10 protein-coding genes are annotated in these 12,095 nt (G+C 70.8%); 6 read left to right on the plus strand and 4 right to left on the minus strand.

What is annotated here, in order from left to right; genetic code table 11:
- The coding region (locus AC1DY2_RS07410) for a 2-oxo acid dehydrogenase subunit E2 (protein WP_476761836.1) at positions 1–871 on the plus strand (871 nt) is incomplete at its 5' end.
- Here the strand turns inward: AC1DY2_RS07410 and AC1DY2_RS07415 are convergent.
- Entirely contained in the window at positions 868–2,469 is a 1,602-nt protein-coding gene (locus AC1DY2_RS07415) for a hypothetical protein (RefSeq protein WP_476761837.1), read from the minus strand. The genes AC1DY2_RS07410 and AC1DY2_RS07415 overlap by 4 nt on opposite strands.
- 143 nt (positions 2,470–2,612) lie before the next feature.
- Here AC1DY2_RS07415 and lipB point away from each other — a divergent pair, with 143 nt between their 5' ends.
- The 3 genes from lipB (at position 2,613) to AC1DY2_RS07430 (ending at position 5,039) form a co-directional block, all read left to right on the plus strand.
- Positions 2,613–3,254 (plus strand): lipoyl(octanoyl) transferase LipB, encoded by a 642-nt coding sequence (lipB, locus tag AC1DY2_RS07420; protein ID WP_476761838.1) that lies wholly within the window; start codon positions 2,613–2,615, stop codon positions 3,252–3,254.
- A complete protein-coding gene (gene lipA, locus AC1DY2_RS07425; protein WP_476761839.1) occupies positions 3,251–4,240 on the plus strand; it encodes a lipoyl synthase in 990 nt (329 codons plus the stop codon). Before lipB ends, lipA begins: the two co-directional genes overlap by 4 nt.
- An 85-nt stretch (positions 4,241–4,325) precedes the next feature.
- The gene (locus tag AC1DY2_RS07430; protein WP_159601468.1) at positions 4,326–5,039 is read left to right on the plus strand and encodes a DUF4191 domain-containing protein; all 714 of its coding nucleotides are present in this window, start codon (positions 4,326–4,328) and stop codon (positions 5,037–5,039) included.
- Positions 5,040–5,146: 107 nt separating this feature from the next.
- On the opposite strand, the gene AC1DY2_RS07435 is transcribed toward AC1DY2_RS07430, so the two are convergent.
- On the minus strand, positions 5,147–5,581 hold the full coding sequence (locus AC1DY2_RS07435) for an RDD family protein (protein WP_309978475.1): 435 nt from the start codon (positions 5,579–5,581) through the stop codon (positions 5,147–5,149).
- A 141-nt stretch (positions 5,582–5,722) separates the two neighbouring features.
- On the opposite strand from AC1DY2_RS07435, the gene glnA reads away from it, so the two are divergent.
- Positions 5,723–7,147: a type I glutamate--ammonia ligase gene (glnA, locus tag AC1DY2_RS07440; protein WP_476761840.1), complete on the plus strand. Its 1,425-nt coding sequence runs from the start codon at positions 5,723–5,725 to the stop codon at positions 7,145–7,147.
- A gap of 123 nt (positions 7,148–7,270) precedes the next feature.
- Here the strand turns inward: glnA and AC1DY2_RS07445 are convergent, their stop codons facing one another.
- Together AC1DY2_RS07445 and AC1DY2_RS07450 are read right to left on the minus strand one after the other, a co-directional pair.
- Positions 7,271–10,288, minus strand: coding sequence for a bifunctional [glutamine synthetase] adenylyltransferase/[glutamine synthetase]-adenylyl-L-tyrosine phosphorylase (locus AC1DY2_RS07445; protein WP_476761841.1), 3,018 nt, complete (start codon positions 10,286–10,288; stop codon positions 7,271–7,273).
- A gap of 11 nt (positions 10,289–10,299) precedes the next feature.
- Positions 10,300–11,637 carry a glutamine synthetase family protein gene (locus tag AC1DY2_RS07450; RefSeq protein ID WP_309978469.1) on the minus strand — a complete coding sequence of 446 codons (1,338 nt, stop codon included), beginning with the start codon at positions 11,635–11,637 and terminating at the stop codon, positions 10,300–10,302.
- 87 nt (positions 11,638–11,724) lie between these two features.
- Here AC1DY2_RS07450 and AC1DY2_RS07455 point away from each other — a divergent pair.
- Positions 11,725–12,095: 3-methyl-2-oxobutanoate hydroxymethyltransferase (locus AC1DY2_RS07455; RefSeq protein WP_476761842.1), on the plus strand; the 371-nt coding region annotated here is incomplete at its 3' end.

The raw sequence follows: 12,095 nt of genomic DNA on the forward strand, positions 1-12,095 counted from the left end.
GCGCAAGCTCGCGAACGAGCAGGGCGTGGACCTCTCGAGCGTGACCGGCACGGGTGTGGGCGGACGCATCCGCAAGCAGGACGTCATCTCGGCCCAGGCGCCCGCGACTGCTCCCGCCGCGGCGGCGCCTGCCCGTACGCCGCTCGAGACGTCGCCCCTCCGCGGGACGACGGTGCCGATGACGCGCCTCCGCAAGGTCGTGGCAGAGCGGGCCGTGGTCTCGATGACGTCCACGGCGCAGCTCACCACCGTCGTCGAGGTCGACGTGACGCGCGTCGCACGCCTTCGCGACCGCGTGAAGGGCGACTTCCTCGCGAAGACGAGCAACAAGCTCTCGTTCCTGCCGTTCTTCGCGCTGGCAGCTGCCGAGGCGCTCCGTGCCTACCCGATCGTGAACTCGACGGTCGATGGCGACAGCATCGTCTACCCGCCGACCGAGAACATGAGCATCGCGGTCGACACCGAGCGCGGGCTGCTGACGCCGGTCATCCGCAACGCGGGCGATCTCGACATCGCCGCGCTGGCTGCGCAGATCGCCGACCTGGCCGACCGCACGCGCAACAACCAGCTCAAGCCCGACGAGCTCTCGGGCGGCACCTTCACGCTGACCAACACGGGATCCCGCGGCGCCCTGTTCGACACGCCGGTCGTGTTCCTGCCGCAGTCCGCGATCCTCGGCACGGGCATCGTCGTGAAGCGCCCGGTCGTCGTGAAGCAGGACGGCGAGGACGCGATCGCCATCCGCTCGATGGTGTACCTGGCGCTCTCGTACGACCACCGCATCATCGACGGCGCCGACGCAGCCCGCTTCCTGACGGCGGTCAAGGAGCGACTGGAGGAGGGGGCCTTCGAGGCCGACCTCGGGATCTAGTCGAAGACGTCGCGCAAGCGCCATCCGGCCTCGCCCCTCACCATGAGGAGCGAGGCCGGTTCGCGTTCCGCGACGGTCTCCGCGTGCACGAGGACCGCTCCGCCTAGCTCTGCGGTGAGGACGATCGACGTGGGGTCGAAGCGCGGGGCAGGCTGGCCCGCTCCGTCTCGGCCGAGCGCGATGGCGTCACGGTCGGACGCCCCGATGGCAGACCCCGGCTGGTCGACGGCGTCGAGGCATCCGAGGTCGAGCATCTCGAAGCAGGACGCCCGCCGATCGAGCAGCCAGCGCGCCGCCGCGACGGGATCCGCATTCGCGTCGGTCTCGGGCTCTGCGGCGTCGCTCGGGGCGCCCGACGGCGTGGGTTCGCCGGGACCCGCTCCGGTCGCTTCCACAACTGCGGTGGCGTCCGGCTCCGCTGCCGCCGCCTGATCGTGCCCATCAGGTGGTGCCTGAGGCACCATCGTGAGCAACAGCACGAGGGCTCCCCCTCCGACCAGGCCGCCGACGACGAGCGCGCCGCGCCGACGGCCGATCGCACTGGTGATCCGCGCGCGAAGCTGACCGGCCGGCCGGAGGTCCGCCGCCTCCGCGAGCTGCTCGACGAGGTCGTCGGGGCCGTGCACCAGCGCGAGCACGCGTCTGAGGCCCAACCCGAAGCGCGGCTTCCCACCTTGCGGGTCCGGTGATGGCGTGGGTACCGCATCGGCGGGAACCGGTGGGATYGCCCGAGCGGGCGCCGCTCGCGGAGTGGCACGCGGTGTGAACCCTCGTACCGGTTCGGGCGCGGCCGACGTGAAGAGGCGCCGCTCGACCTCGCCGTCGCAGGGCTCGAAGGGACGAACGGCCAGCCGACCGCGGAGGTACCGGGACACCTCCTCGAGCGCATCGCGCGGTGACACGACCGACCCGACCTCGTCGATCAGGTCGGCGAGTGCCTCGTGGCCGGCACGCAGCAGGGCGGAACGCGCCTCGCCGGGACTCGGAAGGCGTCGTAAGGCACCGAGCCCGAGCAGCCGTGGTCTCCCGTCGTCGTCGAGGACGACATCGGTCGTGGAAAGGCGGCCGTGCACGAATCCGGCGCGTGCCAGCTCGCCGACGGCCACGACGAGCGGCGCGAGGATCGTGACCGCCTCGCCCGGACTGAGCCGTCGCTCGGCGAGCACCCGTGCCAACGTGCGGCCGCCCAGCCGCTCGACCACGAGGCAGCACCGGCCGTCCTCGAGGGTCGCCACGTCGATGAGTGAGGGCAGGGTGCCCGTGGCATCCGCCGACATCGCCTCGATCTCCGCGGCGATCGAGTCGTCGGCCGTTCCGGCCTCGTAGACCCGCAGCGCGACGAGCACCGGCGCCGGTCGCCCCGCCTCGACGGGGTCGTGCGCAGCAGGAGCAGAGCCGGTCGCCGATCCCGCCGTTCCGGCCGGTGCGGAGTCGTGGAGCGCAGCCGACTCGGCCGCGGCGAGGTAGACGTCGGCACGCGCTCCGGATGCGATGCGCCGCACGATCCGGTAGCCGACCAGGCGACCCTCGAGCGGGCCGGAGGCCTGCGCCGGCTGGGGCTCGGTCGGCACGGGGGCGGATCGGCGCGCGCGGCTCATACGGGCATCGTGTCGCTTCCGGCGGGAGCGTGGCGGCCTCCGGCCCGGCTTGGGAGTCACCGATCCCGATCAGAGTCTGGTGAGGACGAGTCGATCCGCGGTCGAGGGCCGCCCGCGGCATTCGCCCACCTAGACTGGACGGCATGCTCGACTTCGTCGTCGCGGGGCTAAGCGCCAACTCCGTGCCGTACATCGAGGGTCTCGACCTTCAGCGCGCCGTCCATCGCGCGGTCGTCAGGGGCGAACGCCCCGACACCGTCATCCTCCTGGAGCACCCCTCCGTCTACACCGCCGGGAAGCGCACCGCTCCCGAGGAACGACCGACCGACGGAACCCCCGTCATCGACGTCGACCGCGGCGGCAAGATCACGTGGCATGGCCCCGGCCAGCTGGTGGGGTATCCGATCCTCCACCTGGCCGAGCCGATCGACGTGGTCGGCTACGTCCGCCGTCTCGAGGGCATCCTCATCGACGTGCTGGCCGACCTCGGCGTCGACGGACGTCGCGTCGAGGGACGGTCGGGAGTCTGGGTCKGCGAACCCGGCCGCGAGAACAAGATCGCCGCCATCGGCATCCGTGTCGCCGACGGCGTGACGATGCACGGGTTCGCACTGAACTGCTCGAACTCGCTGGAGCCCTACGAGAAGATCGTGGCCTGCGGCATCCGGGACGCCGGAGTGACGACCATCACCCACGAGCTCGGACGCCGGGTCGTGCCCGAGGATCTCGTCGAACCGATCACGCAGCGGTTCCTCGCCGAGGCCGAGGCGGCGGTCGCCGCATGAGCACCGCCCCCGATGGGCGCCGGATGCTGCGCCTCGAGGTCCGCAACGCCCAGACGCCGATCGAGCGCAAGCCCGAGTGGATCAAGACCCGCGCCAAGATGGGCCCCGAGTACCGGCAGTTGCAGAGCCTGGTGAAGAGCGAGGAGCTGCACACGGTCTGCCAGGAGGCCGGCTGCCCCAACATCTACGAGTGCTGGGAGGACCGCGAGGCCACCTTCCTCATCGGCGGCTCGCAGTGCACCCGGCGATGCGACTTCTGCCAGATCGACACCGGCAAGCCCGCCGACTACGACGTGGACGAGCCGCGACGCGTCGCCGAGTCGGTGGTGCGGATGCAGCTGCGCTACTCCACGGTGACGGGCGTCGCTCGCGACGACCTGCCCGACGAGGGCGCCTGGCTCTACGCGGAGACGATCCGGGAGATCCACCGGCAGTCCCCGGGCACCGGCGTGGAGATCCTCGTGCCCGACTTCTCCGGCAACCCCGTGCACCTCGCCGAGGTGTTCTCCGCCCGGCCCGAGGTGTTCGCCCACAACGTCGAGACGGTCCCGCGCATCTTCAAGCGGATCCGGCCCGCGTTCCGCTACGAGCGCTCGCTCGACGTGATCACCCAGGGCCGGGACGCCGGCCTCATCACGAAGTCGAACCTGATCCTCGGCATGGGCGAGGAGCGGGCCGAGGTGTCGCAGGCCCTCCACGACCTGCACGACGCCGGCACCGACATCATCACCATCACGCAGTACCTGCGGCCGAGCCCTCGCCACCTTCCCGTCGATCGTTGGGTGCGCCCCGAGGAATTCGTGGAGCTGAAGGAGGAGGCTGAGGAGATCGGATTCCTCGGGGTGCTCGCCGGCCCGCTGGTGCGCTCGTCGTATCGCGCGGGGCGCCTCTGGGCGCAGTCCATGCAGGCGAAGGGACGCACCCTCCCGACGGAGCTCGCGCACCTCGCGGACGCATCGCTCGGGTTCGCGCAGGCGGTCGGCTAGACCGCCGGGAAGTCGGCGTACACGTCGCCTCCGCCCTCTGAGAACACGGTCGGGGGCGGCGTCCGCCGCCGGTATCCTTGTGACCATGGCACGCACCAAGGACAAGGGCTCCGCTCCGAAGGAGCCGGGTCGCATGAAGCAGATGTGGCAGGTCTTCCAGATGACCCGCCGCTACGACTCGAGCGCGCAGTGGCTCATGCTGCTCGGATTCCTCGTCCCGGTGCTCATCGGCCTCGGACTCGCCCTGTGGCTCGGCGAGGGCAACGGGTTCACCATCGCCCTCTGGATCGTCGCCGGTGTGCTGGCCGGCCTCCTCCTCGCCCTCGTCATCCTCGGCCGTCGAGCCGAGCGCGCGGCCTACGCGCAGATCGACGGCCAGCCCGGCGCCGTCGGCGCGGTGCTCCGCAGTGGCCTCCGCGGCGGATGGGTCGGCAACGAGATGCCGATCGCCGTGAACGGCAAGACGCAGGACGCGGTGTACCGCGCGGTCGGCCGCGGCGGCGTCGCACTCATCAGCGAGGGCCCCGTCACGCGCACCAAGCGCATGCTCGACGAGGAGCAGCGCAAGGTCTCCAGGATCCTGCCCAACGTGCCGGTCACGCTCATCTCGGTCGGCCACGACGACGGTTCCATCGAGCTCTACCGCCTGCCCGCGACCCTGCGCAAGGCGAAGCGCACGCTCACCAAGCCCGAGGTGCTCGCGGTGTCGAACCGCCTGAACTCGCTGCAGACGGCGCTTCCCATTCCGAAGGGCATCGACCCGATGAAGGCGCGGCCGCAGCGCGGCAAGATGCGCTGACCCGGGTCGGCAGCACGCGGCATCCGTCGATCGGCGGATGCCGTTCGCCGTCCCATGGGCGAACGGCCGTCACCGCTGCTCGACTCCGCCACGGCCGATCGACGTCGTCACACCCGGATCAACACCGTGCCGGCGACCTTGTCGTGGAAGCCGCGCTGGTCGGAGTCCCAGACGAGCGCGGGCACGACGAGCACCAGCAGGAGCGTGCGTACGATCGGCCGACGGACGCCGACCCAGCCACCGGTGAGCGGCACCACCCGCATGCCCGTGAGACGGTGGCCGATGCTGCCGCCGATGGTCGGGATGAACACGACCTGCATGATCGCGAAGATGACGAGGGTCACCCACGAGTGGGTGAGCGAGCTGTACGGGGCGAAGAGCAACGCGATCAGCAGCGCCAGGCCCCAGTCGATGGCGATCGCGCCGAGGCGACGACCGACGCGGCCGACCGAGCCGCGGCCCGTGTCGGGAAGGCCGAGCCGCTCCCCCGGCCACCTGCTGGGCTCGAGCTCGCCGAAGGTGCGGGGGCTGGGGTCAGGCATCCCCCGAGTCTACCGACCGGCCATGCGCGTAACATGGCGGAAACATTGGCGTCATGGCAGGGAAACCGCGACTCGATAGCGTCGCTAGCGGCTGTGCACGTCCGTCCGGTCCCACCCCGCCCCTCTTGGAGATTCCGTCACATGTTCAGTGATTCGTCTGAAGTGCTCACGTTCATCAAGGAGACGGATGTCAAGTTCCTCGACATCCGCTTCACCGACCTCCCGGGCGTGCAGCAGCACTTCAACATCCCGGCGTCGACCGTCGACGAGGAGTTCTTCACGGTCGGCCAGCTCTTCGACGGCTCCTCGATCCGCGGCTTCGCGTCGATCCACGAGTCGGACATGCAGCTGATCCCGGACGTCTCCACGGCCTATGTCGACCCGTTCCGCGCCGAGCGCACGCTCGTCATGGTCTTCGACATCTACAACCCCCGCAACGGCGAGATCTACGCGAAGGACCCGCGCCAGGTCGCCAAGAAGGCCGAGAAGTACCTCGCGTCGACCGGCATCGCCGACACCGCGTACTTCGCACCCGAGGCGGAGTTCTACATCTTCGACGACGTGCGCTACGAGGTGAAGCAGAACGGGAGCTTCTACTCGGTCGACTCCGAGGAGGGCGCGTGGAACTCGGGTCGTGTCGAGGAGGGCGGCAACCTCGGCAACAAGACCCCCTACAAGGGCGGCTACTTCCCCGTCTCGCCGGTCGACAAGCAGGCCGACCTGCGCGACGACATCTCGCTGAAGCTCATCGAGGCGGGCCTGATCCTGGAGCGCGCGCACCACGAGGTTGGCACCGGCGGCCAGGCCGAGATCAACTACCGCTTCGACACGATGGTGCACGCGGCCGACGACATCCTGAAGTTCAAGTACATCGTGAAGAACACGGCAAACGAGTGGGGCAAGACGGCCACCTTCATGCCGAAGCCGCTCTTCGGCGACAACGGCTCGGGCATGCACACCCACCAGTCGCTGTGGAACGACGGCAAGCCGCTGTTCTACGACGAGGCCGGCTACGGCGGCCTCTCCGACCTCGCGCGCTGGTACATCGGCGGTATCCTCCGCCACGCGCCCGCGCTGCTCGCCTTCACGAACCCGACGGTGAACTCGTACCACCGCCTGGTGCCCGGCTTCGAGGCACCGGTCAACCTGGTCTACTCGGCGGGCAACCGCTCGGCGGCCATCCGCATCCCGATCACCGGCACGAACCCGAAGGCCAAGCGCATCGAGTTCCGCGCTCCGGATGCCTCGGGCAACCCCTACCTCGCGTTCGCAGCCCAGCTCATGGCCGGACTCGACGGCATCAAGAACCGCATCGAGCCGCACGAGCCGGTCGACAAGGACCTCTACGAGCTCCCGCCCGAGGAGGCCAAGACAATCCCCCAGGTGCCGGGCTCGCTCGACGCCGTGCTCGACGCGCTCGAGGCCGACCACGACTTCCTCCTCGAGGGCGGCGTGTTCACCAAGGAGCTCATCGAGACCTGGATCGACTACAAGCGCGAGAAGGAGCTGAAGCCCCTGGCCCAGCGTCCGCACCCGTTCGAGTTCGAGCTGTACTACGGCGTCTGATCCGCCCCTGCAGTCCCACGAAGGGCCCGCATCGCTTCGGCGACGCGGGCCCTTCGGCCGTTCGAGCGACGGCGGCGATGGCGAGCGACGGGCGGCGGTGGCCAGCCGCCGTTCGACGCCGGCTCAGCCCGTGGTGGGCTCGCGCCGGGTCTCCACGCCGTAGAACCCGCGCTCGAACACCGCACGGGCGCGGCGGGTGACCTGCAGGTAGTCGTCCTCGAGCCGGGTGGCTGAGCCGGGCGGATAGCCCATGATGCGGGCGACGCCCTCGAGCTGCGACCGTTCGACCGGCAGCACATCGGTGGTGCGGTCGAGCCAGAGTGTCAGCGACGACCGCGCGCGCGACGCGAAGACCCATGCCGCGCGCAGCGTGCGGGCGTCGGCGGCCGTGATGTGTCCGTGCTCCACGGCGGCGGCCAGCGCGTCGAGCGTCGACGGCGTGCGAAGCGAGGGCTCCGCCGCGCCGTGCTCGAGCTGCACGAGCTGCACGAACCACTCCACGTCGGACAGCGATCCCCGTCCGAGCTTGAGGTGGCGTCGCGGGTCGGCGCCCTGGGGCAGCCGCTCGTTCTCGACCCGGGCCTTGATGCGCTTCACCTCACGCACGTCCTGCTCGGTGAGGTGCTCGGGGTAGCGCACCGAGTCCGCGAGCTCCATGAAGTCGTGGAGCAGCGCCTCGTCGCCGGCCACGGGACGCGCACGCAACAGCGCCTGCGCCTCCCAGGTGAGCGACCACCGCGCGTAGTACGCCCGGTACGCATCGAGGGAGCGGGCCACGACCCCGTTGCGTCCCTCGGGCCGCAGGTCGGCGTCGAGCTCGAACGGCAGCCTGGCGTCCTCCGTCAGTCGTACGAGGTCGGCCACGATGCGCAGCGCCCGCGCCTGCGCGGCCTCGGGCGCGGCATCCGTCGGCCGGAAGACGTACACGATGTCGGCGTCGGACCCGATACCGAGCTCGCGCCCGCCGAACCGTCCCATGCCGACCACGGCGAACTCGATGCCGTCCGGCTCGACGCCCCGGATGGCCGTGATCATCGCCGAGATGTGGCTCTCCGTGACATCCGACAGCCCGTGGCCGAGCTCCTCGACGGTGCAGACGTCGAGGATCGCCGAGAGGGCCAGCCGGAGCACCTCGCGGCGGCGGATGGCGCGGAACACCTTCCCGGCGGCCGCGGCGTCGACGTGCCGGCCGAGCACCGCGCGCTTCTCGTCGTCGAGGGCGGCCAGCGAGCGGGGCCGCAGCTCGTCGACGTCCTCCAGCCAGGCGACCGCCTCGGGCGTGCGTTCCAGGAGCTCCCCGGCGAAGCGCGACCCCGACAGCACGCGGGTGAGCCGGAGCGCGGCATCCGACGAGTCGCGGAGCAGCCGCAGGTACCAGTGCGTGGTGCCGAGCGTCTCGCTGAGCCGCCGGAAGGCGARCAGGCCGTAGTCGGGATCCGCGCCGTCCGCGAACCACGAGATCAGCACCGGCATCAGGTGGCGCTGGATCGTGGCGCGACGCGAGACGCCCGCGGTGAGCGCGCCGATGTGCGCCAGCGCACCACGCGGATCGCGGAACCCGATCGCCGCGAGTCGGGCCGCGGCCTGCTCGCTGGTCAGCTCCAGCCCGCTCGCGGGCAATGCCGCGACGGCCGAGAGCAGCGGCCGGTAGAACAGGCGTTCGTGGAGGCCCCGCACGCGCTGCCGGGTGGACTGCCAGAGTGCCGACAGGTCGTGGTCGTCGCGGCCGAGGCCCGACGACCGCGCGAGGGCGCGGAGCTCTGCGGCGCCTCGCGGCATGAGGTGCGTGCGCCGCAGGCGCTGCAGCTGCAGGCGGTGTTCGAGGACCCGGAGGATGCGGTAGTCGCGCGAGAACTCCGCCGCCTCCTCACGACCGACGTATCCCCCGTCGGCCAGCGCCGCGAGCGCCGGCAGGGTTCCGGCCTGATGGATCTCGGCATCGGTCGCCCCGTGCACGAGCTGGAGGAGCTGCACGGTGAACTCGATGTCGCGCAGCCCGCCCGGCCCGAGCTTCAGCTGCACCTCGACCTCGCCGGCTGGGATGTGCTCGGTGACGCGTTCGCGCATGCGCTGCACCGACTCGACGAACCCCTCCCGGCCCGAGCTCGACCACACCTTCGGCGCCACGCCGGCGGCGTACCGGGCACCGAGCTCGGCGTCGCCGGCCAGCGGTCGCGCCTTCAGGAGGGCCTGGAACTCCCAGCTCTTCGCCCAGCGGTCGTAGTACTGCAGGTGCGAGTCGAGCGTGCGCACGAGCGCGCCGTCCTTGCCCTCGGGCCGCAGGTTCGGGTCCACCTCCCACAGCGGCGGTTCGATGCCGGGCTCGGCGATGACCCGCATCGCGATCATGGCGATGCGCGTGGCGATGTCGAGCGCGCGCGGCGTCGACACGACCTCCTCGTCGGCGGAGTCGGCCACGTAGATCACGTCGACGTCGCTCACGTAGTTGAGCTCGCGCGCGCCGGCCTTGCCCATGCCGATGACGGCGAGCCGGGTGGCGTCCACCTCCGGGGCCGGGTACGTGCCGGGCGCAGCCGGGGCGCCCTCGGCTCGGGCGATCGCACGCCGGGCGGCCACGATCGCCGCGTCGAGGGTCGCGCCTGCCAGGTCCGCGAGGCCGGATGCCACGACATCGACGGCCTCGACCGCGTCGGCCCGGCTGAGATCCCACACGGCGATGCCCGCGAGCAGCCGTCGGTAGCGCACGCGAAGGGCGGATGCCGCGGCGTCGAGGTACCCCGCCGGCGGGGCATCGACGTCGTCGAGCGCCGCGAGGAGCGACTCGCGCGCATCGGCCGTCGCCGGCGGCGGCATGGGCACCAGCTGCAGCAGTCCCGCCTCGCCCGGATGGCGCATCAGGAAGTCCGCGAACCCCCGCGATGCGCCGAGCAGTCGGGCCAGGCGCTCGGCCGAGGCGTCCTGTTCGAGCACGACGGCCACCTCATGCGGAGCGCGCTCCCGCAGCCGCGCGACCGCGACCAGCGCCTCGTCGGGGTCACCAGCGTGGGCGAACGCGGCGAGCAGGCGCTCCTCGTCGACGCCCGTCGCGGTGGCGAGGGCCTCGAGGCCGGCCGCCGCCGAGTCGAGGTCGTCGAAGCCCGCCCGCGCGAGTCGACCGAGGGTCGGGGCCTGGCGTGACATCCGGTCGCGGGTCAGAGGATCTCGAGGTTGCGCTGCAGCTCGAAGGTCGTCACCTGCGAGCGGTAGTCGCGCCACTCCGAGCGCTTGTTCGCGAGCACGTAGTTGAACACCTGCTCGCCGAGCGTCTCGGCGACGAGCTCGGACTCCTCCATGTACTCGATGGCGTGGTCGAGGCTCGCCGGCAGCGGGTGGTACCCGAGGGCACGGCGCTCGCTGTCGGTCAGGGCCCAGACGTCGTCCTCCGCCTCGGGCGGGAGGTCGTAGCCCTCCTCGATGCCCTTCATGCCCGCGGCGAGCAGCAGCGAGAACGCGAGGTAGGGGTTGGCAGCCGAGTCGATCGCGCGGTACTCGACGCGCGCGCTCTGCCCCTTGTTGGGCTTGTACAGCGGCACCCGCACGAGCGCGGAGCGGTTGTTGTGGCCCCAGCAGATGAAGCTCGGCGCCTCGTCGCCGCCCCACAGGCGCTTGTACGAGTTGACGAACTGGTTGGTGACGGCGGAGATCTCGTTCGCGTGGCGGAGGAGGCCCGCGATGAACTGGCGGCCGATCTTGGAGAGCTGGTACTGCGACCCGGCCTCGTAGAAGGCGTTGGCGTCGCCCTCGAAGAGGGAGAGGTGCGTGTGCATGCCGCTGCCGGGATACTGCGAGAACGGCTTCGGCATGAAGGTCGCGTACACGCCCTGCTCGATCGCCACCTCCTTGATCACGGTGCGGAACGTCATGATGTTGTCGGCGGTGGTGAGCGCGTCGGCATACCGGAGGTCGATCTCGTTCTGCCCCGGGCCGGCCTCGTGGTGGCTGAACTCCACCGAGATGCCCAGGTCCTCGAGCATCCGCACGCTGCGCCGCCGGAAGTCGTGCGCGGTACCACCGGGCACGTTGTCGAAGTATCCGGCGGAGTCCACGGGGACGGGCCCCTCCTCGCCGTACTTCGAYGAGCGGAGCAGGTAGAACTCGATCTCGGGGTGGGTGTAGAACGTGAACCCGCGATCGGCCGCGCGGGCCAACGTGCGCTTGAGCACGTTCCGCGGGTCGGCGACGGCCGGCTCGCCGTCGGGCGTCGTGATGTCGCAGAACATGCGCCCGGTTGGGTCGATGTCGCCGCGCCACGGGAGCGTCTGGAACGTCGTCGGGTCGGGGTAGGCGAGCAGGTCGGACTCGAACGTGCGGCTCAGCCCCTCGATCGCGGACCCGTCGAACCCGATGCCCTCGGTGAACGCCCCCTCGACCTCGGCCGGGGCGATCGCCACCGACTTCAGGGTTCCGACCACGTCGGTGAACCAGAGCCTGACGAACTTGACTCCTCGTTCCTCGATGGTCCGGAGAACGAAGTCGCGCTGCTTATCCATCCACACCCTCTCTCGCACCTCTCAGGGTAGCGGCAGAACGGCCGGCGGAGCGCCGGGCGCGGATGCCGCGTGTGCCAGACTGGCGACATGTCAGAGCAGCCCGTCAACGACACTCCTTCCGACAGCACGGCGAACGTGGAGACGAACCCGTACGGCGGCGGCGCGGCATCCGGAGGCCCCAAGCGCGTGCGCACCCGTCACTTCCAGAACGCGAAGCGCGACGGCATCAAGATCACCGGCCTGACCAGCTACGACATGCTCACCGCGCGCATCTTCGACGAGGCGGGCATCGACTTCCTGCTGGTCGGCGACTCGGCCGGCAACAACGTCTTCGGCTACGAGACCACACTGCCGGTCAAGGTCGACGACCTCATCCCCCTCACCCGCGCCGTCGCCGGCGCGGTGCGGCGCGCGTTCGTCGTCGCCGACATGCCGTTCGGCTCCTACGAGAACGGACC

Source organism: Agromyces sp. P1_H4 (assembly GCF_056405255.1).